Origin of the sequence: Hyalangium sp. (genome assembly GCF_035629615.1) — a bacterium.
GTDB lineage: Bacteria > Myxococcota > Myxococcia > Myxococcales > Myxococcaceae > Hyalangium.
On record NZ_DASPHO010000361.1, the window covers coordinates 1 to 19,725 of the forward strand.

19 protein-coding genes are annotated in these 19,725 nt (G+C 67.2%); 13 read left to right on the top strand and 6 right to left on the bottom strand.

Annotated elements, in window-relative coordinates:
* Together VD972_RS18425 and VD972_RS18430 are read left to right on the top strand one after the other, a co-directional pair.
* On the top strand, positions 1 to 387 hold a 387-nt coding region (locus VD972_RS18425), incomplete at its 5' end, for a hypothetical protein (protein WP_324988763.1).
* A 118-nt stretch (positions 388 to 505) separates the two neighbouring features.
* Positions 506 to 808, top strand: a complete 303-nt coding sequence (locus VD972_RS18430; protein WP_324988764.1) for a PRC-barrel domain-containing protein — start codon at positions 506 to 508, stop codon at positions 806 to 808.
* A gap of 69 nt (positions 809 to 877) precedes the next feature.
* Here VD972_RS18430 and VD972_RS18435 read toward each other — a convergent pair whose 3' ends face one another.
* Positions 878 to 1,120 (bottom strand): hypothetical protein, encoded by a 243-nt coding sequence (locus VD972_RS18435; RefSeq protein WP_324988765.1) that lies wholly within the window; start codon positions 1,118 to 1,120, stop codon positions 878 to 880.
* Between the two features lie 343 nt (positions 1,121 to 1,463).
* Between VD972_RS18435 and VD972_RS18440 the strand changes: the two genes are divergently transcribed.
* Positions 1,464 to 3,092, top strand: a complete 1,629-nt coding sequence (locus tag VD972_RS18440) for a di-heme-cytochrome C peroxidase (protein ID WP_324988767.1) — start codon at positions 1,464 to 1,466, stop codon at positions 3,090 to 3,092.
* Positions 3,093 to 3,156: 64 nt separating this feature from the next.
* Here VD972_RS18440 and VD972_RS18445 read toward each other — a convergent pair whose 3' ends face one another.
* Together VD972_RS18445 and VD972_RS18450 are read right to left on the bottom strand one after the other, a co-directional pair.
* Positions 3,157 to 4,680: a S8 family peptidase gene (locus tag VD972_RS18445; RefSeq protein ID WP_324988768.1), complete on the bottom strand. Its 1,524-nt coding sequence runs from the start codon at positions 4,678 to 4,680 to the stop codon at positions 3,157 to 3,159.
* 117 nt (positions 4,681 to 4,797) lie between these two features.
* Positions 4,798 to 6,090, bottom strand: a complete 1,293-nt coding sequence (locus VD972_RS18450) for a DUF2254 domain-containing protein (protein ID WP_324988770.1) — start codon at positions 6,088 to 6,090, stop codon at positions 4,798 to 4,800.
* Positions 6,091 to 6,302: 212 nt separating this feature from the next.
* Here VD972_RS18450 and VD972_RS18455 point away from each other — a divergent pair, with 212 nt between their 5' ends.
* The 3 genes from VD972_RS18455 to VD972_RS18465 all read left to right on the top strand — a co-directional run bounded on the left by VD972_RS18455 (position 6,303) and on the right by VD972_RS18465 (position 9,219).
* Positions 6,303 to 7,235, top strand: coding sequence for a serine/threonine-protein kinase (locus tag VD972_RS18455; RefSeq protein ID WP_324988771.1), 933 nt, complete (start codon positions 6,303 to 6,305; stop codon positions 7,233 to 7,235).
* A gap of 200 nt (positions 7,236 to 7,435) precedes the next feature.
* Positions 7,436 to 7,873 carry a YciI family protein gene (locus VD972_RS18460; RefSeq protein ID WP_324988773.1) on the top strand — a complete coding sequence of 146 codons (438 nt, stop codon included), beginning with the start codon at positions 7,436 to 7,438 and terminating at the stop codon, positions 7,871 to 7,873.
* Positions 7,874 to 7,935: 62 nt separating this feature from the next.
* On the top strand, positions 7,936 to 9,219 hold the full coding sequence (locus VD972_RS18465) for an RNA polymerase sigma factor (RefSeq protein ID WP_324988775.1): 1,284 nt from the start codon (positions 7,936 to 7,938) through the stop codon (positions 9,217 to 9,219).
* A gap of 23 nt (positions 9,220 to 9,242) precedes the next feature.
* Here VD972_RS18465 and VD972_RS18470 read toward each other — a convergent pair whose 3' ends face one another.
* On the bottom strand, positions 9,243 to 9,596 hold the full coding sequence (locus VD972_RS18470; RefSeq protein WP_414654083.1) for a sensor histidine kinase: 354 nt from the start codon (positions 9,594 to 9,596) through the stop codon (positions 9,243 to 9,245).
* Between the two features lie 158 nt (positions 9,597 to 9,754).
* Between VD972_RS18470 and VD972_RS18475 the strand changes: the two genes are divergently transcribed.
* The 3 genes from VD972_RS18475 to VD972_RS18485 all read left to right on the top strand — a co-directional run bounded on the left by VD972_RS18475 (position 9,755) and on the right by VD972_RS18485 (position 12,470).
* Positions 9,755 to 10,171, top strand: a complete 417-nt coding sequence (locus VD972_RS18475) for a cupin domain-containing protein (RefSeq protein ID WP_324988776.1) — start codon at positions 9,755 to 9,757, stop codon at positions 10,169 to 10,171.
* 110 nt (positions 10,172 to 10,281) lie between these two features.
* Complete coding sequence (locus tag VD972_RS18480) at positions 10,282 to 11,301, top strand: ketoacyl-ACP synthase III (RefSeq protein ID WP_324988778.1); 1,020 nt, start codon at positions 10,282 to 10,284, stop codon at positions 11,299 to 11,301.
* A gap of 80 nt (positions 11,302 to 11,381) precedes the next feature.
* A complete protein-coding gene (locus VD972_RS18485) occupies positions 11,382 to 12,470 on the top strand; it encodes a fructose-specific PTS transporter subunit EIIC (protein WP_324988780.1) in 1,089 nt (362 codons plus the stop codon).
* Between the two features lie 31 nt (positions 12,471 to 12,501).
* On the opposite strand, the gene VD972_RS18490 is transcribed toward VD972_RS18485, so the two are convergent.
* The gene (locus VD972_RS18490) at positions 12,502 to 13,161 is read right to left on the bottom strand and encodes a LysM domain-containing protein (protein ID WP_324988782.1); all 660 of its coding nucleotides are present in this window, start codon (positions 13,159 to 13,161) and stop codon (positions 12,502 to 12,504) included.
* A 245-nt stretch (positions 13,162 to 13,406) separates the two neighbouring features.
* On the opposite strand from VD972_RS18490, the gene VD972_RS18495 reads away from it, so the two are divergent.
* The 3 genes from VD972_RS18495 (at position 13,407) to VD972_RS18505 (ending at position 17,981) form a co-directional block, all read left to right on the top strand.
* A complete protein-coding gene (locus VD972_RS18495) occupies positions 13,407 to 15,443 on the top strand; it encodes a hypothetical protein (RefSeq protein ID WP_324988784.1) in 2,037 nt (678 codons plus the stop codon).
* Between the two features lie 91 nt (positions 15,444 to 15,534).
* Positions 15,535 to 16,929 (top strand): glycosyltransferase family 2 protein, encoded by a 1,395-nt coding sequence (locus VD972_RS18500; RefSeq protein WP_324988786.1) that lies wholly within the window; start codon positions 15,535 to 15,537, stop codon positions 16,927 to 16,929.
* A complete protein-coding gene (locus tag VD972_RS18505) occupies positions 16,926 to 17,981 on the top strand; it encodes an amidohydrolase family protein (RefSeq protein ID WP_324988788.1) in 1,056 nt (351 codons plus the stop codon). The genes VD972_RS18500 and VD972_RS18505 overlap by 4 nt, the downstream gene beginning before the upstream one ends.
* Positions 17,982 to 17,992: 11 nt before the next feature.
* Here VD972_RS18505 and VD972_RS18510 read toward each other — a convergent pair whose 3' ends face one another.
* The gene (locus tag VD972_RS18510; protein ID WP_324988790.1) at positions 17,993 to 19,150 is read right to left on the bottom strand and encodes a glycosyltransferase; all 1,158 of its coding nucleotides are present in this window, start codon (positions 19,148 to 19,150) and stop codon (positions 17,993 to 17,995) included.
* A 125-nt stretch (positions 19,151 to 19,275) separates the two neighbouring features.
* On the opposite strand from VD972_RS18510, the gene VD972_RS18515 reads away from it, so the two are divergent.
* Complete coding sequence (locus tag VD972_RS18515) at positions 19,276 to 19,704, top strand: nuclear transport factor 2 family protein (protein WP_324988792.1); 429 nt, start codon at positions 19,276 to 19,278, stop codon at positions 19,702 to 19,704.
* The last annotated feature ends 21 nt before the right edge of the window (positions 19,705 to 19,725 follow it).

Genomic DNA, 19,725 nt, shown 5'->3' on the forward strand with positions numbered 1-19,725 from the left:
AAGACGCGCCTGCACAACTTCTACGCCCCCGACAAGATCTGCGCGTGCAACGTGGAGCTCCTCGTGCGGCTGGAGGCCACCCCGGAGCAGGTGGAGCGGGTCGCACGGCCGGCCTGTGAAGCGCGTCCCGAGATCCGTAAGGAGCCTGCCCCGAAGGTCTGGCTCGTGGGGATGACACCGCTGTTCCAGCTCTACATCGTCAAGATCTGGATCGATGACTTCGCCCGCCACGACGACATCGAGTCCGACCTGTTGAAGGCGCTCTTCCAGGGCTGCCACGCCGAGCGCCTCGCCCTGGGAGAGGGGGCTCTGCCGGCGCTGGCACCCGAGACGGACCTCGTCGCCGCCGTCCCTCCCATGGGGAAGGCGCGGGTGACGGGGGGGTGACTTTGGGGAAGGGGTTCTACCCCGTGAGCCCCCGCCAGCTCGCATGCCCAGAGGGCAGGAGCCGCGCGATGCGTCCTTCACCGCCACCCCCTATCTTCTCGGGGTAAGGAGGAGGGTGATGCGCCTTTCGGACACGAACCTGCGGAAGCGGACGGTCATTGGAGCGGACGGCCAAGCGGTGGGCGAGGTCTCGGGCCTGTTCTTGGACAGCAGCACCTGGAGCGTGGAGGCGCTTCAGGTGAAGCTGCGGAAGGAGGCCGCCGATCAGCTCGGCGCCTCGCGGGGCATCTTCCATGCGGGAGAGATCGAGATCCCCTCTCGCTACATCCAGTCCGTGGGAGATGCCGTCATCCTCTCCGTGTCCGTGGACGAGCTCCGGCGGATCGTGCCCGGAGAGAGCGAGCCCGCCCCCGCGCACTAGGAGGTGGGGAGGGCACTAGGAGGTGGGGAGGGTACTAGGAGGTGGGGAGGCCGCGGTGTGCTGGGCGCTTCAGGCCAGCAGCCGCCGCGGGCCGGACTGAGCGATGGCGCCACCGATCGCCGCGCCGATGAAGAGGCCTACATCGGCCAGGAGCACCACGATGCCTCCGCTGCCTGCCATGTAGCCGCCCACTGCGCCGCCGATGAGGCCGTTGATGAGTGGGAGGAAGAACAACACCAGGCTGATGACCACCATCATGAGGGCCGCGGTGAAGGGGGAGGCCCTGCCGCGGGTGAGCCGTGTGTCTGCCATGTGCCGTCTCCTGGGGAGGGACGCCGGGGTGGACCTCTCACGGTGGCAATAGGTTCCCCCTGGGGCCAGGGAGGGCCTGCGAGGCAGGCGCCGAAGCGCACGCTGCCCTCCCGCGGCGCGCACGGGAACACCGCGCTCCACCGCCGTGAACTCGGTGCTGGGCAAGTGGCTGTGAAGGCATCCCCCTTGTCTAGTGTCGAACAGATGCTACCCTCCCCCCCCTTTCATCACCTGAGGGGGCAGCATGCAATTTCGAGGATGGACATGGATCGCCGTGACAGGGCTCTTTCTCTGCACCTGCCGGCACGCACCGCCGCAAACAGGCAACCAAATCCCAGATGGGATGCGAGTCGCTGACGCCTACGGGGATGTCATCGAGCTCGAGCAAGGCTGGACCGACGACACCCAGCAGGCTTTCTACAACACCCCGCAGGGCGCCGAGATCCTCCCCTATTCGTGGATCCTGGCCCTGGAGCAGAAGGACAGTGAGAAGGCGTTCCTGGACCCAGCCAACATCGAGCGCTTTCGCTACCTGCCCAGGAAGAAGACCGACTCGAACCCGGACGGACTGCCCGTGGGCTGGACGAAGGGCTCGGATGCGACCGGCAAGGTATGGCTGGGACTCACCTGCGCCGCCTGCCACACCGGGCAGGTCGAGTACACGAACCCCCAGACGCAGCAGAAGATCGGGATACGGGTGGATGGCGCGCCGACCCTGGCTGACTTCAACACGATGAACCTCGAGCTCGTGGCGGCCATGAAGGCCACGCTCACCGACGAGGCGAAGTTCGATCGGTTCGCCAAGGCCGTGATGAAAGACGGCGACTCGCCCAACGCGCGCAGCGGGCTGCGGGGAGATCTGCAGGCCCAGACGGCCATGCTCAACGCGCGCAACGAGATCAACAAAGCCCACATCGAGTACGGCTTCGCTCGAATCGATGCCATCGGCTTCATCTTCAACCAGACGATGTCCACCTTGCCCGGCATCCCGGAGAACGCCAAGCCCTCGGACGCGCCGGCGAGCTATCCGTTCCTGTGGGGAACCGACCAGTCGGATGTGGTGCAGTGGACAGGCTTCGCGGCCAACTCCTCGGGAGCGGGGACCCTCGTCCGCAACGGCGGAGAGGTCATCGGCGTCTACGGCAAGGTCGCGCTCACCGAGGCGACGGAGTACGAGTCGAGCTTCATGATCGATAACCTGGGCAAGCTCGAGAACTGGGTGCGAGAGCTGAACTCGCCGGCGTGGCCGGAGCTCGTCTTCCCCGCAATCGACAGAGCCAAGGCCGCCCAGGGAGAGAAGCTCTACGCAGACGCGTGCGCCCAGTGCCATCAGGTGATTGCGCGCGACGTCGCGATCAAGACTGCCTACGTTGCGGCCATCACCCCCGTCGAGGAGCTCGGGACCGATCCCACGGAGCTCGCCAACATGAATGAGCGCAAGTACAAGGCGGGGATCTACAACGGCAAGAAGGTCGGTTCCATCGCGGGCCCGGTGATCGGTGGGCCCCAGAACAACGGCCTCACGACGGGATTGAATCCGCTCGTCAACGCAGTCGTCGGCTCGCTGCTCAAGCACAAGCTCGAGGCGGTCAAGGCGTTTGCCGATGAGTACGCGACGCGCACCTCGTCCGCTCCTACCAGCGCCCCCGGGTACAAGGGACGGCCTCTCAACGGGATCTGGGCGACCGCGCCCTACCTCCACAATGGCTCTGTTCCCAACCTGTACGAGCTCCTGCTGCCGGCCGCTCAGCGCAGCAAGACCTTCACGCTCGGCAGCCGTGCGTATGATCCGGTGCGAGTCGGCTACGCGCTGGATCAGCCGAAGGCCGCCGAGGACTACACCCCGTTCACCTTCGATGTGAGCCCCAAGGGGAACTGGAACACCGGCCACGAATACCTGATGACCCAGGAAGGTGTGCCCTTCACGGAGGAGCAGCGCTGGCAGATCGTGGAGTACATGAAGACCCTCTAGGGTCCGTGGACACGTCTGGCGCAGCGCCCTGAGGACCTGGGGCGCCGCGCCAGCACGGCCGGCGCTATTGCGTGACGGTGTTCGTCAGCGACACCCCCGAGAAGCTGGCGTAGCCGTGCAGCATGACGTACCAGGGGCCCGGCGCCGGGGCGTTGAAGATGCAGGTCTCCGAGTTGCCGCTCAGGTAGGGAGCACAGTCGAAGACGCTGGTGGAAGGCAGCGCTCCCGCCTTGACGTACAAGTCTGCATCGCCCGCGCCGCCGCTGATGCTGAAGGTCAGCTGGGTCGTGCCCGCCGGCACGTCCAGCCGGAAGTAGCGCACGTCCGCCAGGGGGTTGGAGATGCCGCTGACGGTGGTGCCTCCCCTCAGCCGCGAGCCGATGAAGCCCGTGTACAACAGCCGGTTCGGGGTGGGCGGTACGGGAGCGGGAGTCAGCACACCGGTGGTGGCGTTGCTGGTGAGCGCCGAGGAGACCGCGGCGGGAGAGGCCGAAGGTGCCACCTCCAGCCAGAGCACCGCAGCGCCCGCGGCGAAGGCGGCCCCCACGGAGCCGCTGATGGTGCTCGTGGCGGTGTTGCTGGTGTACCAGGCCGAGGTGATGCTGGAGCCCGGGGCGAACAGATCCACGCAACTGCCGGTGCCGGAGAAGGAGGCGATCCCGTCGCTGCTGGTGGAGGAGCCTACGGTGAGGACCGCGGGGATGCGCGAGGGAGACGTCGTGCACGCATCCGTGGCGCTGCTGCCGGCGGACGCCACGTAGGTGACGCCGGAGGCGATCGAGTTGCTGACGGCCGCATCCAGCGCGGCGCTGGCGGGGCCTCCGAGACTCAGCAGGGCCACGGCCGGCTTGATGTGGTTGGCGGTGACCCAGTCCACACCTGCGATGACACCGGAGGTGGTGCCCGAGCCGCTGCAGTTCAGCACGCGCACCGAGTGCAGGCGAGCGCCCCGGGCCACTCCATACGTGTTGCCGCCGACGACGGCGGCCCAGTGAGTGCCCACGCCATTGCAGTCGCTGGCACCAAGGCCGTCACTGACGATGGAGAAGTCCCCGGTGGCCCGGCCACCGAAGTCCATATGGGTTGTGCGGATGCCGGTGCTGATGACGTAGGCATGCACGCCCGCTCCAGTGCCGAAGTAGGTGTACTGGTTGTCGAGCGGCAGGGTGCGCTGATCGATGCGGTCCTTCCCCCAGTTGCCAGGAGGCGCCTGCACGGACTCGATCTGCACCAGGCCATCCTCTTCGACGGAGGCCACCGCCGGGTTCCGGGCGAGCGCGAGCGCCTGGGACTCCGTCATGCGCGCCGTGAAGCCGCGCAAGGCCTTCTCGTAGACCTGGAGCACCTGACCGCCATGGCGTGCCACGAGCGTGTCCGCCATCGCGGCCACCTGGGTCATCGCCAGGTCCTCGGATGGCTGCGCGAGCACCACCACGTACTGGTCGCGGATGGGGACCTTGGCCCGCAGCAGCTGGGGGGGGGTTGCCAGGGCCTCGGCACCCTCAACCAGGGCCAGGCCCGCGTCAGGGCCGCAGGCGGACAGGACCAGCCAGGGCACCACCCTCAGGACGTTCCGCAGGTTGCGCATGTGTGCTTCCTCCTCGCAGCCGAGGTACCGCCACCTTCCTTGGGATGTCAAGCCGTAAAACAAGAAAGGCATGTAAAGCAGGGTGGGGCTGCACTGGGGCGCGCAGTCGACGGGGGCTCATGCTTCACCATGTCCCTGGGAGCTCGACGTCTCCGCGAGCCGCCGTTCCACCTCGGACTGGAAGCTGCGCTCGGAAGCAGCCGTGAGCAGCGAGAGTTGCTCCTCGAGCACTCCACGCCTGGAAGCAGGCGCAACGGTGAGCAGATCGGTCAGGACCGCGCGCATGCGCCTCATGACCTGGAGGGAGCCCTCGCCGTACTCGCGGATCTCATCGAGGCTGAGGCGAACGAACGCCTCCCAGTCGGGACGAGGCAGGATGAGGCGGAGCTGGCCGGTGGCGTCGACCCGGGTCGGAGCTGGGAACGGCCGGAGCGCCAGCATGCGCAACAGGTCATGAATCTGGTCCAGCGCCTGCACGGCGGTGGTGGGATCATTGATGCCGGGGGAGAGTGCGCGCTCCGCCACGTCCACCAGCTGGCGGAGGCCAAAAGCGACATCCTGGTGGGGAGTCCGCTCCTTGGCCACCACCACGGCCTCTCGCAGCTCCTCGCGGCGCAACGCAGACTTCCCCCACACCTGGAAGAGCGGTGCGCCTCGGGGAAGGAAGTCCCCCACCAGCGGGACGAGCGCAATCACCACGCCATGCGTGCACGCGAGCCTCATCAGGACCTGCTCTTCCACGGCGGCCACGACTCCCGGAGGCCTGTCATGCGCGAAAGACTGGTCCGGCGCGCCCGAGGGCAGCGGTGTCGGGTCTACCGGCTCCTTGAGGGCACCCTCCGGGTACAGCGTCTCCATGGTCTTGCGCGTCTCCTCCGCCACCCGGAACACCACGTGCACGGCGCGAATGGAGTGGGCCATGTGGTGGATGTAGTGGACGAAGACTCCGACGCTGAGGAGCACCAGGAGGAAGGCAACGAAGATGGAGAGGGCCGGGACGAACTCCGGCTCCTGCCCCACGCCCGCCCGCACCTCGGGCAGCAGCACCATGGCGTAGACGAAGCTGCCGATGAAGACGCCCATGGAGAAGCGGGTGAAGCGGTCCTCGAGGAAGGTTCGAAGAACACGCGAGGAGAACTGACTGCTGGCCAGCTGGAGCACCAGGATGGTGACGGAGAACACCAGGCCCGTGAACGTCAGCAGGGAGGAGGCAATGGTGGAGAGGAGCTCTCGAGCGCTCTCGGCCCCGCCTCCGAAGAGAAACCATGCCTCCCGCTCCTGACCCAGCTGGCTGTCCACCCGTTGCAGCGCCTGCGCCAGCACCAGCGCAGCCACCACCGCGAGGGCGGGAGACGTCCACAGGCTCGTCTGGAGCTGCATGCGGATGCGCGCCAACTGAAGCCGTCTCATGCCTCGTCCTCTCGCGCTCTTTGTTGGGAGTGCGTCCGTGCCGCCTACCACAGGCGGGCCTCGCGCGCTGGGGATCACCGCCGTGGAGCATGGAACCAGGTCCCTTCGAGGAGGCGAGGCTTGATGGCCTCCGGGCCTCATTTCCGCACCGGGTCAGGAAAAGGTTCTTCGGTAGGTTTCCTTTTAGGTGAACGTTCCCGGATGCTTCGGCCATGACGCCTCGCCTCTTTGGCAGCTACGAGCTTCTCAAGAGATTCGCCGTCGGCAGCACGGCGGAGCTGTGGATCGCACGCCCGCGGGAGGGTGGGGCCGCTGCCCGGAACCTGATCATCAAGCGGCTGCTGCCGCACCTGGAGGCGACGGGGGACTTCGCGCCGGTGTTCCTCGAAGAGGCGCAGGTCGGCGCGCACCTCCACCACCCGAACCTCGTCGAGATCTACGAGTCGGGTGAGCTCCAGCACTCTCACTACATTGCCCGGGAGTTCGTCCAGGGTGAGCCCCTGAGCGCGGTGCTGCGCAAGGCGGAGCATACGCCCTCCTTGCTCACTCCGGCCTTGGCGCTCCGCATCACCGCCTCCGTCTGTGCGGGCCTTCACCACGCCCACACGCGCCTGGATTCCCAGGGGCGCCCGCTGAAGCTGGTGCACCGCGAGCTCACCGCGAGAGACATCCTCATGGGCGTCGATGGAGCGGTGAAGGTGAGCGGGTTTGGCACGAGCAAGATCGCGGATCAGATCAAGTTGCAGGATCCGGGCATCATCCAGGTCCAGTTCGAGAGCCTGGCCCCGGAGCAGGTCTCGAATCAGGAGCCGGACCCCCGCACGGACCTCTTCGCCACGGGCCTGGTGCTCTACGAGCTGCTGACTACCATTCGCCCCTTCCAGCGCGACACGGAGCGAGCCACGGTCCAGGCCGTGCTGGAGGACGACCCCCTGCCACCCTCCCAGGTGGCGGAGGTTCCCGCGGTGCTGGATCCCGTGGTGATGAAAGCCTTGGCCAAGGCGCGGGACGACCGCTACCAGGACGCGAGCGAGTTCCAGCGTGCTCTGGAGGAGTGCCTTGCCGCCCAGCGCTGGGAGGCCGGCTCGGCACACCTCTCCGTGATGATGGAGACGCTCTTCACGCCGGGGGCGGGCAGGGCCTAGGGAAGAGTGTCACGGGGCGCTCTCCTGTCCGGGCCAGCACACAATTTTGTCCCGTTATTTCAGGCACTTGGCAGAACTGCCGGAAAAATAGATCGTCGTGTCGATCTCGCGAACCCTTGTTCGACGAAAGAGTAGAGGCAGGACTCACCCCGGACGAGACCGTCCGGAATCCCAGCTTCCTACCCATAGGAGATACGACGATGAAGTTCATGATCCTGATCAAGGCCGACAAGAACTCAGAGGCGGGTGTCATTCCGGATGAGAGGCTCCTGACCGAGATGGGGAAGTTCAACGAGGAGCTGGTGAAGGCCGGCGTGATGCTGGCGGGCGAGGGGCTCCACCCGAGCTCGAAGGGCGCGCGCGTCCGGTTCTCTGGAAGCAAGCGGACCGTGATGGACGGGCCCTTCACCGAGGTAAAGGAGCTGATCGCCGGCTTCTGGATGTGGGAGGTGAAGTCGAGGGAAGAGGCGATCGAGTGGGTCAAGCGCATTCCCAACCCCATGGGCATGGAGAGCGAGGTCGAGATTCGCCAGGTGTTCACGGCCGACGACTTCGGGCCCGCGCTCACTCCCGAGCTCCGGGCGCAGGAGGATCGCCTGCGCGCGGAAACCACGCAACGCCTGAACAACAGGTCGTGACGCCGGAGCCCTGGCACGCCTCGTCCTTGCACGGGCTGATGCGGATGCGCTAATCGGCAGCCGTGACGGCTTCCGAGACGCACCGCGCCATCAATGCAGTCTGGAGGATCGAGTCGGCCAGGCTCATTGCCGGTCTCACGCGGATCGTGCGTGACGTCGGCCTGGCCGAGGAGCTGGCGCAGGACGCGCTCGTCGCCGCGCTCGAGCAGTGGCCAGAGTCGGGCACGCCGGACAACCCGGGCGCCTGGCTCATGGCCACCGCGAAGCATCGGGCGATCGACGTGCTGCGCCGAGGCAGGCGGCTCGAGCACAAGCACGAGGAGCTCGGCCATGAGATCGAGCTTCGTCGAGAGCTGTCCGCGCCGGATCTCGACGCCGCGATCGACGATGACATGGGCGACGATCTCTTGCGCCTCGTGTTCATCTCCTGCCACCCGGTGCTCTCAACCGAAGCGCGGGTTGCGCTCACGCTCCGCTTGCTCGGAGGGCTGACGACCGAGGAGATCGCGCGAGCGTTCCTCGTCCCGGAGCCAACCATCGCCCAGCGAATCGTCCGGGCCAAGCGGACCCTCGCCAAGGAGCGCGTCCCCTTCGAGGTACCCCGCGGAGCCGAGCTCGACGCCCGTTTGTCCTCGGTGCTCGAGGTCCTCTACCTCGTGTTCAACGAGGGCTACTCCGCGACCGCCGGGGACGACTGGGTGCGGCCTGGGCTCTGTGAGGATGCGCTGCGTCTCGGCCGTATCCTGGCCGAGCTCGTCCCGAAGGAGCCAGAGGTCCACGGCCTCGTCGCTCTCATGGAGATCCAGGCGTCGCGCTTGCGGGCGCGCGTGGGCCCATCGGGAGAGCCCATCCTGCTCCTCGCTCAGAGCCGCGCGCGCTGGGATCAGCTGCTCATCCGCCGGGGGCTCGCGGCGCTCGAGCGTGCCGAGGCGCTGGGTGGCGCGCCTGGCCCGTACGCGCTGCAGGCCGCGCTCGCCGCCTGTCACGCACGAGCGCGGACTCCGGAGGAGACGGACTGGGCGCGGATCGCGGCGCTCTACGAGGTGCTCGCCCAGGTCATGCCATCACCCATCGTGGAGCTGAATCGGGCGGTCGCGCTCTCGATGGCGTTCGGTCCAGCCGTGGGCCTGGAGCTCGTCGATGCGCTGACCTCGGAGCCATCGCTCAAGGGCTACCACTTCCTGCCGAGCGTGCGCGGAGACCTCCTCGGAAAGCTCGGCCGCTTCGAGGAGGCCCGTGCGGAGTTCGAGCGCGCGGCAGCGCTCACTCGAAACGCACGTGAGCGCGAGATGCTCCTCGAGCGCGCCGCCGAGTGCGCGCGCCTCTCTCTGCGCCCCTCGCATTAGGGCGCCTGGCGCGCCGGGTGCGGTCAGGCCCTGTGGCTGAGGGTGTACGGCAGCTCGACAGAGAAGGTGGCTCCGTTCCCGGGTCCGCTCTTGACGCGAATGACGCCACCGTGTGCCTCGACCACCTGCCTGGTAATCCAAAGCCCAAGCCCGAGCCCCCCATAGTCCTGTGAGGAGACTGCGCGCTTGAACCGGTCAAAGATCCGAGCCTGGTCGTCGAGAGGAATCCCAATGCCGTGGTCCCGGACGGCAAGCGTCGCTCGGTCGCTGTCCGCTTTCACCCGCACCTCCACGGCCTTGCCCGCTCCGTACTTGAGGGCGTTGGAGAGCAGGTTCGTCATCACCTGCTCGAGAGGCAGAGTCCATGTGCGAACCATACAGCAGAGCCAGGGACCCTCATCCTCCGTGCGCCCTGCGCTGCCCAAGTGGCCAGGTGAGCGACATCTCGGCGGGGGGAGTGTTGGGAGCCCAATCCTTGGGAGGGTTGATCATCCGGCCAGCAGCTCCATGCAGCGTTGTGATAAAGCAGGCCGCCATGAGCACGAGCCCGCCAGCGCGCAAGCCCATCGTTCTGACCCCCGGTAAGGGACGCGAGTACCCGATGGGGAGGATCAGCGCCGTGTTCAAGGCAGACGGCGACGAGACGGCGCGGGCCTACTCCATCTCCGAGTGGTGGCTTGACGCGAACACGAAGGGTCCCGGTGCGCACTCGCACCCGGAGGACGACGTGTTCTACGTCATCGAAGGTACGATGAGTCTCCTGGTCGGGACGGAGTGGATCGATGCGCCCGTGGGCTCATTCGTGCTCGTGCCGGGCGGGGTCACCCATGACTTCGAGAACCGCAGCAGCCAACGCGCCGGGGTTCTCAACTTCTCCTCGGGCGTCTTCGAGCCAGAGATGGAGGGCATCGCCCAGTGGTTCGCGAAGCATCCTCCGGGCGATGCGCGCTAGCTCAAGCTCCTGACTCAAGTGCTCTGGAAGCACTGCGTCAGGCCGCGGGCCTTCGCGGAAATCTGCGAGTCCGTGTCAGAGCGATGACGTGGCATGGGTAGACCGGGCCCATGTTCCTCCACGCGCTCGGACACTTCCACCCAGAGACCCTCATCACCAACGCGTTCCTTCAGGACCTGGGCCTGGAGACGGATGACACGTGGATCCTCGAGCGGGTGGGCATTCGCACCCGGCACACGGTGCTGCCGCTCGACTACATCCGCGAGACCCGCAACCGGGATGTGCGCGGCGCCCTGGAGGCAGCGCAGTACTCCAACGCGGAGACGGGCAGGCGCGCGGCGCTGATGGCGCTCGAGCGCGCAGGGCGCAGCGTGCAGGACGTGGGGATGGTGGTTGCCGGCGGCTGCTCGCCAGACGAGTGCATCCCGGCGGAGGCCTGCCGCATCGCGGAGGCGCTGGGCATCGAGGCTCCCTCCCTGGACCTCAACGCGGCGTGCTCCTCCTTCGGCGCGCAGCTGCACTTCCTCGCCGGAATGCGGCCGGAGTTCCTGCCGGACTTCATCCTCGTGGTGAACCCGGAGAACTCCACCCGCGTGGTGGACTACTCGGATCGCTCCTCCTGTGTGTTGTGGGGAGACGCCACCAGCGCCGCGCTCCTCAGCCCGCGGATCCCCGGCCCCTGGCGCATCACCCATACCCTGCTCGGCGGGAGCCCCTCGGGCGCGGACAAGGTGAAGGTGCCGCGCGCGGGCCACTTCACCCAGAAGGGCGCCGCGGTGCAGACCTTTGCCATCAAGCGCGCCAGCGAGACCTTCCTCGGGCTGCGCGCGCACTACCTCGCGGCTGCCCCGGGACGCACCGCGGAGGGCCTGGGCCTCATCGGACACCAGGCCAACCTGCGCATGCTGGAGACGGTGCAGCGGCGGACGGAGGTGTCCGACGCGCGCCACTTCTTCAACGTGGACCGCCGCGGCAACTGCGGAGCCGCGGGCGCCCCCACCGTCCTCTCGGAGCATTGGGACGACCCCCGCGTGGGAGACGCGGTGGCGCTCACGGTGGTGGGCAGTGGCCTCACCTGGGCGGGCACCCTGCTCGAGCGTTGCCGCGAGCTGGAGGAGGCTCCCGAATAAGGCCCCTTGTGTTTCCGACGCGATGCAAGTAAAAATTCACGAATTAATGGGAATTCAACACAAGTCTGGAGATTCGTGAGATGTCAACGCTTCCTGCTGCACCGGCCACTGCGGCACCGCAGGCCCTCCCAGAACAGCAGCCAAAGGGCCCCTATCACCATCTGATGAACGGCGTGTCCTTCATGCTGCCGCTGGTGGTGGCCGGCGGCCTGACCATGGCGCTCTCCTTCGTCTTCGGGATTGATGCTTTCAAGGAGGAAGGCTCACTCCCCGCCGCCTTGATGAAGATCGGCAGTGACAGCGCATTCGCGCTGATGGTCCCGGTGTTTTCCGGCTATATCGCCTATTCCATCGCCGACAAGTCGGGACTGACAGCGGGTCTGGTCGGCGGCATGCTGGCGGTGCAGCTGCAGTCCGGCTTCTTCGGCGGCATCATTGCCGGGTTCCTTGCCGGCTACCTTGCCAAGTGGCTGGGAGACTTCATCAAGCTGCCGAAGAACCTGGAGAGCTTGAAGCCGATCCTGGTCCTGCCGCTGCTCTCGACGTTGGGGGTGGGACTCCTGATGATCTACGTCATCGGTGTCCCGGTGGCCTATGTCATGACGGCGCTGACCAGCTTCCTTCAGGGCCTCAACGGCACCAATGCGGTCCTGCTCGGCGCGGTCATGGGCGGCATGATGTCCATTGACGTAGGGGGGCCGATCAACAAGGCGACCTACGCCTTCTCCATCGGAATGCTTGCCAGCAATACATTGACCCCCATGGCCGCGGCCATGGCAGCAGGCATGAGCCCCCCTCTGGGGATGGCGCTGGCGACGGTGATCGCAAGAAACCGGTTTACGGAGTCAGAGCGCGAGGCGGGAAAGGCCGCCGCCGTGCTGGGCCTGTGCTTCGTCGCCGAAGGCGCCATTCCCTTTGCCGCCAAGGATCCGCTGCGGGTCATCCCCTGCCTTGTCGCCGGCTCTTCCGTCGCTGGAGCATTGTCGATGATGTTCTCCGTGGGACTCCGGGCTCCGCATGGAGGGGTCTTCGTGCTCGCCATCCCTGGCGCCGCCACTCCCTTGCTGCCCTACCTCCTGGCGATCGTCGCAGGCTCAGCGGTCACGGGTGTCCTCGCGGCGGTGGTCAAGAGACCGGTGGAGGCGCCTGCCGCGAGCCCGGTGCCTTGAGCCTTCCATTCGCCCGCGTCGACTGCGAAGGTCAGTCGGCGCGGCGGATGCCGAGGTGCACGTGGTCGAAGTGACCCTGCACCTTCCACAGCAGCTGCAGCGAGTACTTCTTCCCATCGACGTTGATGATGTGGCGGTTGTACGTCCCGATGTTTCCCTCCGGGATGCCGTACTTCTTCGCGATGGCGCGGGCCAGCTCGTCTCCCTTCTTGCCGGAGACTCCCAGGTCCACCGCGAAGGCGTTCGAGTTGCCCGTGAAGTGGTCCGACCCGGTGCTGGAGCCCACGCGCTGCGTGTCCGCGAGGTTGCGCTTCTGGCTCGTCACCGGCACGCCCAGATCCCGCGCGATGGCCTTGGCCGCGTCGGCCACGCCCTCTGATCCGCCCCAGCCGCGGCCTGCGTGGATGTCGCCCCCGCTGCTCGTGGGCGAGGTGGTCGTGGCGCCCCCCGGATGGTCGTGGTTGTGGCCCGCCTGATCGTGGCGGTCCGCCTGCGGGGCCGCGCCTCCACCCCGGGTCGCCCCGCGGCGCGAGGAGCCGTCGAAGCCGTCCGGAATCTGCAGCGAGCGCCCGGCAATGATGAGGTCCGGGTTCTTGATGTTGTTGGCCTTCGCCAGTGACTGCACGGAGGTGCCATGGCGCTGGGCGATCTGGCTGAGGGTGTCACCGCTCTTGATTCGGTAGGTGGACATGGGGGCGTGCTCCGGTGGGGGAGGCGAGTTCTCTCTATTACGGCGGAGTAGGCGCACCGGTTACACCTGCATGAATCCGACGACTTGCGCCCCGCCGCGCCGTGGCACCGCCTGCCGCTCCTGGGGTTGGATTTCCCGGATTCTTGAGTTGCTTGAATATCATATTTTTCATGTAAAACAGTTTAAGCGGGAGGGTGTTCCCGTGCTATTCGCCGCGGCAGCTCACCAGACGGGAGACACACTGCATGAAGCTGGCGCTCGCAGCCGCGGGTTCGATGTTGGCGCTCACGTTGTCAGGCTGCTTCTCCGGGACAGAGGGAGAGCTCACCCCGTTGGAAGGCCCGGACGGATCCCAGGAGGGCCAAGGCGAGCTCCTTCATACAGAGCAGCTCGGGGAGGTGCGGGTCGAGTTCTGGGACAGTCCGTCGGGTCCCGTCGCCGTGGCGATGGGCAGCCTGGACACGGCGGCCGCTTCCGCCGACCTCCGCGAGCTGCTGCAGAAGCCCAGCGCCGTGGAGGCCTTCCAGGCCCTGCGTGAGCGCGCGACGGGGAGGACCGCGACGGCTCCTGAGGCGCTCCTCCAGGCCGAGGAGCGCGCGCGGGCTCGGGTCGCGAGCGCGACCCAGGAAGAGTGGCGGGCCTACAGAGCGGCTCACGCCAGCGCCGCGGCCGAGGACACCCTCGCTGGCATGTCGGATCCGGCAGGTGGCCCCCTGGCGAAGCCCCAGGGCGCCCGGACGAATGCCCAGGCGGTCACGGCTGCGGCCGTGGACTGGACCGCCGATGACCAGTGGTTCAGGGACAACTTCTGCGTGGGGGCCGTGGATTGCCTGGCCGGCTACCTCTGGGTGCACGGAGGGAAGAAGAGCCACTTCACCTCTCACACGCACACCTTCTTCAATCACAGCTCCACTTCCGTGGCGGACATCGGGGTGCGGTTCGCGCGGTGGATCAACGGCAACTGGAGCTGGTCCCTTCAGCTTCACCAGAATCTCCCCGCGCGGAACTGGTTGACGGCCGTGTACTACGGCGGGGTGGGCCCGGTGCTCCGTCAGGGCTGGGTGTCAGGCGTGGTGGTCAACAACCTGACGAGCCAGGAGCTGGTCTTCAGCTCGACGCAGCTCGGCTCGGAGCCACGCGTGTCCTATGCGCAGAAGTGGACCGAGTTCGAGATGAAGGGCTATCTGACGACGAGCTTCGGGAGCAGCGTCAACCGCTGCACCCCCAACGTGGTGAGCTCCTTCAACGCGCTGCCTTCTTCCCCGACTGGACACGTCCGCTACAAGTCCCAGGGAGGAAACGTCCTTCCTCCTTTCAGCGCGAGGCTGGCGGAGTTCGGTTCCTGGGACGACCATATCCAGAGCATGACGCGGCTGCCCGGCGTGGGGGACAACCGCTGGGCCGCGGTGACGCGCTCGAAGCCGAGCTCCGTAGGCGGCGCTGGAGTCTTCCTGATCCACCTGGGAGATACCGGTGGCACGGACGGCACGCGCTGGGTGACTTCTGGCGCGGACTATACGGGCGAGCCACCTGCCCTGCGGGGAACGCAGCACTACTACCCCCTCTCCGGGACGGGCCATCCGGGTGGCCTCCAGGCCTCTGGGCGCTACGTGGCCATCGCTTCGGAGGCTCCCTCGGGCCAGACGAGCTTCATTGATTTCTTCAACTTCGGGACGCCTGGGAGCTCGTCCGCATTCCTCCAGCGCTTCCTCCTGTCGGGGAACCAGGGTGAGGCCGTGGTGCCGGCCCGCGCCATCAGTGGCGTGGCCCTCACCAAGCTGAAGGACTCGCGCTACCTCATCTTCGTCCTGGGCAAGGACAGCGACAGGAATGGCTGGCTCTACGTCAGCGACTCCACCACCCTGTCCTCGAGCACGTTCTGGTCCTACCTGGACTACGTCTCGGCGGCCGACAGCTCGTTCACCGGCACGTTCCGTCCGTACCAGAACGTCTCGTTCATGACCGAGTGCGGGACGGGAGACGTCTACCTGGTGGCGACGAACAACAATGACTTCCAGGGTCCGGTGGACTCCGGGCAGGACTACGCGGATCTCTTCAAGGTGGCTTGGACTCCCTCCGAGTGGGCGGTCAAGCTGACGCTGATGTCGGCGCGCAACATGCACGAAGGCAGCGGGGGCTACTGCACCTTCCGCGCGGCCGCCAACCTCCACGTCGACAAGAACGGCAAGCTCATCCTGTACTGCCACGCTCACCACTCCAACACGGACTTCTTTGGCAACCCGGACAGCAAGCTCAAGCTGGCAGAGTATGCACAGCCCTAGCGGGTGTTGAGCCAGGAGCCGCCGAGCGGTCACGGGCAGACAGGCGGGTCGTTCAGGTCACCTGGCCACATGTGGCTGATAGAACGAGTCCATGAAACTGTCTGTCGTCATCCCCACCTACAACATGGCGTCCTTGCTGCGCGAGGGGCTCTCTTATCTCGCCGCGCAGCAGCTCGTGCCTGGACTCGAATTTGAGGTCATCGTCATTGATGATGGCTCGGCGGATGACACGCGCGGCGTCGTGGAGGCGTTCACCGGCCGGCTGCCCTCGCTCTCCTACCACTTCCTGCCTCGAGGGCCGCGCTCGTGCCGAGCCGCCGCCCGCAACCGAGGCATCGAGGTCGCACAGGGCGAGCTGCTCACCTTCCTCGACAGCGGCCTCGCCCTGTCCCCGCGCTTCCTGAGCGCCGTCAGCCAGCAGCTCTCGCAGGCCCCCCGCCGCATGCTGATCCACCCGGTGTACGGCCTCGTGGCGCGCTACGGCACGAAGTACGGCTCGGATGTCTCCGCGCTCGCCAGCCTCACGCCCGAGAGCTTCGACGCCGCGTGTGAGCAGCTCCGGCGGCTGCCGGAATGGGACGATCCGCGCGAGGGCTACTTCCAGCTCTGTGGGGATCGGCTGGAGCAACTGAAGGCGCCCTGGATGCTGGGCTGGACGACTGCCGTCAGCCTGCCGCGCGCGCTGGCCAGGGAGGCCGGTGGCTTCGACGCGGACTTCCTGGGCTGGGGAATGGAGGACATCGACTTCTCCTACCGCCTGCACCTGGGGGGGGCCTCCTTCGCGGTGGCGCGGGAGGCGCCCGTGGTGCACCTGCCCCACCCACCGCTGAGCTCCACCGCCGACAAGCAGCGCTCTCACGATGCCAACGTGCTCCGCATGCACCGCAAGCACCGCACGCGAGAGACGGAGGTGTGCCTGCTCTTCAGCGGGCCCCACCTCAACCACGCGCTCGCCCGGCTCGACGACCTGGTCATCCAGGGCGTGGGCCCCCGGTATGCGGTGGACATGCTCCAGGCGCTGGCTGCGAGCCACCTCGCCGGGCCGGGCCCCTCGCTGGCCGTCGGCGTGGATGGCTTCGCCGAGGCCTGCCACCTTCCGGTGACGCACATGCTCGCGCCCCATCACACCCTCCGGGCGCGGCTGGCAGAGCAGTTCCCCGAGCGCACGGTTGAGTGTCTGCTCGGCATCGACACCCCCTTCCCGGACGGCTTCTTCGAGGTCGCGGTGGTCACCGACTTCCTGCGGATGTTCCCGGAGGCCACTGCCCGGCGCATGGCGCGGGAGCTGGTGCGTATTGCCCGCAAGGTGGTGCTGCTGTGCACGCCAGGTGCCGAGATGTACCTCTCCCAGGACGGTCAGCCCTGGGCCTCGCTGGAGGCGCTGGAGTCCTCTCTTCAGGCCGAGGGTTTGCGCTGGGAGGAGCTCCTGGTGCAAGGCGACCACACCCTGATCGCGCTAAGCTCGCTCCAGGAGCACGCACCATGATCCACATCGAAGGCAAGCCTTGCCGGCTCATCGCAACGGAGGAGCACTATGTGGCGCGCGAGCTCCTCGAGGCGACGGGGCGCATCGTTAGCGCGGGGTGGCAGGATCTCGACCTCGCGGATACGCGCTTCTTCCTGCACGACCCGAGGGGCAGAGCCTGGTTCGAGCCTCTCGTCGACCTCGAGGAGGGCCGCCTCCGGATGATGGATGAGGCAGGCGTCGACGTGGCGATCCTGTCACTGATGGCGCCGGGCGTTCAGTTCTTCGAGCCCGAGACGGCGGCCTCGCTCGCCGTGACGCTGAACGATCACCTCGCGGAGACGATTCGTCGCCACCCCACGCGCTACGGCGGCCTCGCCGTCGTCGCGCCGCAGGCGCCGGAGCGCGCGGCGAAGGAGATCGAGCGCGCGATGCGCACGCTGAAGCTGAATGGGCTGGTGATCAACTCGCACACCGGGGGCGAGTACCTCGACCACCCGAAGTTCTGGCCCATCCTGGAGGCCGCGGAGGCAACCGGGGCTGCGATCTACCTCCACCCGCGCAACCCTCCGCCGAACGTGCAGCGACTGCTCGAGGCACCGGATGGTCGACCTGTGCTCGGCTCGGGCATCTGGGGATTCCAGATGGAGACCTCGCTGCACGCGCTGCGCCTGATCGTCTGCGGCGTGTTCGATCGGTTCCCCAAGCTGAAGGTCGTCCTTGGACACATGGGTGAAGGCCTGCCGTACTGGCTCTATCGCCTCGACTACATGTACGAGCGCGGCTATCGCAAGCAGGGCACTGGCCTCGCCAAGCGGCTGCCGAGCGAGTACGTCCGCGACAACTTCTTCATCACGATCAGCGGGATGAACGATCACCGGTTCTCCCAGCCGACGCTCGCGTACTGCCACTCCATCGTCGGTCCGGACCGGATCCTCTTCGCGAGCGACCACCCCTTCCAGAGCACGCAAGCCGCCGTGGACGTGCTTCGAAACGCTCCGTTCTCGCGGCAGGACATCGAGCAGATCGCGCATCGCAACTCCGAGAGCGTCTTCCACATGGCGCCGGCCTGAGGCGCCAGGGGTTACGACGAGCGCTTCTTCGAGGACTCGGCCGCCAGCTGCTCGATGAGGCGGGTGGCCTCGTCCAGTCCTGGCAGCGCGGCGATCTCGGCGCGCAGGCTGGCGACGTTGCGGAGGTAGGACGGATCCGCCAGGACGGCCCGCACCGCCGCGCGAATCGACTCCGGAGTGCGATGGGGGGCTCCGACAGCGCGGCCCACACCCAGCGCCTCGCAGCGTGCGCTGTTGCGGGGCTGGTCGGCGTTTACGGGGAGGACGACCACGGGGATCCCAAGCCCGAAGCAGGCCATCAGCGTCCCGTGCCCCCCATGCGTCACGACCAGCTGGCAGCGAGGGAGAAGCGCTCCATGCGGAATGAACCGCTCGATCCGCACATGGGGCGGCTGAGGACCGAACTCGGCGGGATCTCGCTCGTGCCCGGTGGCGACGATCAACGTGATCGGCTCTTCACGAAGACCTGCGATGATCGCCTCGTACAGCCCGGGTGAGCGATTCACCTCCGTCGTGCCCATCGTGGCGTGGACGACGGGTCGCTCCGGGGGGAGTCGCTCGAGCCATTCGAGAGCCGGGGCAGCGCCGACGTCCAGGTGCTCGGGCTGGATGAACCGCGCCGTCTCTGGGAGCTGCTCATCCTCCGCCACCCAGCGAGGGGGCATCGCGGCCAGGGCCAGATGCCGGAACTGGCCGACTGCTTCCGGAAGGAGATCGAGCTCACGGATCGCGGGCTCCAGCGGGCCGAAGGCCTCCGGGCGAAACCACAGCGCGCCGGCCGCGACATGCGGCACGCCGAGCCGCTCGGCGGCGATGCTGGCGCCGAACTCGAAGTTCTCGTGGATGATCACGTCGGGCGCGAGCTGAGGCGCGAGCGCCAAGAGGTCGCGCGCCATGGAGATGGCGGCCGCGCCGCGCCACAGCGCGAGCATCTTCGGGGCTCGATCAGGCCCCGGTGGAGGGATGTCCGGGAACGTCTTCGAGACCTCGGCGAGCCGATAGTCGTACCCGGCGGCGTGGCAGGTGAAGCCGCTCGCGCGCACCTCCGGATGAAAACTCGCAGCGCACGCGAACGCGACCGCGTGGCCCGCTTTCTCCAGCGCGCGCGCGAACGGCACGAGCGGGCGAAAGTGGCCGATGCCTGGCTGAGTTGTAAAGAGCACCCGCATGCTGGACTCGCATCATTGTACTCAGATGCGTCGAGCCGGTCGAGGAGCCCCCACTTCTCAGGTGGACAGGAGGCTGTAGCAGGGAAGGGGAGATGCGGCCGCGCTTTGCGAGGTACGCTCCCAACATGCTCCGAACCCTTGTCGTGTGGAGTGTCCTGTACGCAGTTCCCGCCCTGGCCCAGGGCGCCGAGGAGAAGGCGGTGCTCCAGGCCATGGTGGAGTGGTGCGCTGCGGCTCAGAAGAGCGACGCGGCGGCGCTCGAGCAGATCCTGCTCGACGACTACACCCTCACCAACTCTCTGGGGAAGATCTCCACGAAGGCCGATGATCTCGCCGAGGCCAAGAAGGTCGACCCCAAGTACGAGGTTCTCGAGAACCGCGACATGAAGGTCCGCATCCACGGCAACACCGCGGTCGTCACCGGCCGTACCCGGGTGAAGGGCGTCTCGGGAGGCCAGGCGTTCAGCGCCGACTTCCAGTTCACCGACACGCTCCTCAAAGTCCAGGGCAAGTGGCGGCCCCTGGCGAGCCACGTCAGCCGCATGGCCAACTGAGAGCTCCAGAGCCGCCACTGC

Excerpts from the sequence above, each read along its gene's own strand:
- VD972_RS18435 (WP_324988765.1), bottom strand. The coding sequence starts at position 1,120 with ATGGCAGACACACGGCTCACCCGCGGCAGGGCCTCCCCCTTCACCGCG.
- VD972_RS18490 (WP_324988782.1), bottom strand. The coding sequence starts at position 13,161 with ATGTCCACCTACCGAATCAAGAGCGGTGACACCCTCAGCCAGATCGCC.
- VD972_RS18440 (WP_324988767.1), top strand. The coding sequence starts at position 1,464 with ATGCGAGTCGCTGACGCCTACGGGGATGTCATCGAGCTCGAGCAAGGC.
- VD972_RS18485 (WP_324988780.1), top strand. The coding sequence starts at position 11,382 with ATGTCAACGCTTCCTGCTGCACCGGCCACTGCGGCACCGCAGGCCCTC.
- VD972_RS18445 (WP_324988768.1), bottom strand. The coding sequence starts at position 4,680 with ATGCGCAACCTGCGGAACGTCCTGAGGGTGGTGCCCTGGCTGGTCCTG.
- VD972_RS18505 (WP_324988788.1), top strand. The coding sequence starts at position 16,926 with ATGATCCACATCGAAGGCAAGCCTTGCCGGCTCATCGCAACGGAGGAG.
- VD972_RS18510 (WP_324988790.1), bottom strand. The coding sequence starts at position 19,150 with ATGCGGGTGCTCTTTACAACTCAGCCAGGCATCGGCCACTTTCGCCCG.
- VD972_RS18460 (WP_324988773.1), top strand. The coding sequence starts at position 7,436 with ATGAAGTTCATGATCCTGATCAAGGCCGACAAGAACTCAGAGGCGGGT.
- VD972_RS18475 (WP_324988776.1), top strand. The coding sequence starts at position 9,755 with ATGAGCACGAGCCCGCCAGCGCGCAAGCCCATCGTTCTGACCCCCGGT.
- VD972_RS18500 (WP_324988786.1), top strand. The coding sequence starts at position 15,535 with ATGAAACTGTCTGTCGTCATCCCCACCTACAACATGGCGTCCTTGCTG.
- VD972_RS18450 (WP_324988770.1), bottom strand. The coding sequence starts at position 6,090 with ATGAGACGGCTTCAGTTGGCGCGCATCCGCATGCAGCTCCAGACGAGC.
- VD972_RS18515 (WP_324988792.1), top strand. The coding sequence starts at position 19,276 with ATGCTCCGAACCCTTGTCGTGTGGAGTGTCCTGTACGCAGTTCCCGCC.
- VD972_RS18470 (WP_414654083.1), bottom strand. The coding sequence starts at position 9,596 with ATGGTTCGCACATGGACTCTGCCTCTCGAGCAGGTGATGACGAACCTG.
- VD972_RS18495 (WP_324988784.1), top strand. The coding sequence starts at position 13,407 with ATGAAGCTGGCGCTCGCAGCCGCGGGTTCGATGTTGGCGCTCACGTTG.
- VD972_RS18455 (WP_324988771.1), top strand. The coding sequence starts at position 6,303 with ATGACGCCTCGCCTCTTTGGCAGCTACGAGCTTCTCAAGAGATTCGCC.
- VD972_RS18430 (WP_324988764.1), top strand. The coding sequence starts at position 506 with ATGCGCCTTTCGGACACGAACCTGCGGAAGCGGACGGTCATTGGAGCG.
- VD972_RS18480 (WP_324988778.1), top strand. The coding sequence starts at position 10,282 with ATGTTCCTCCACGCGCTCGGACACTTCCACCCAGAGACCCTCATCACC.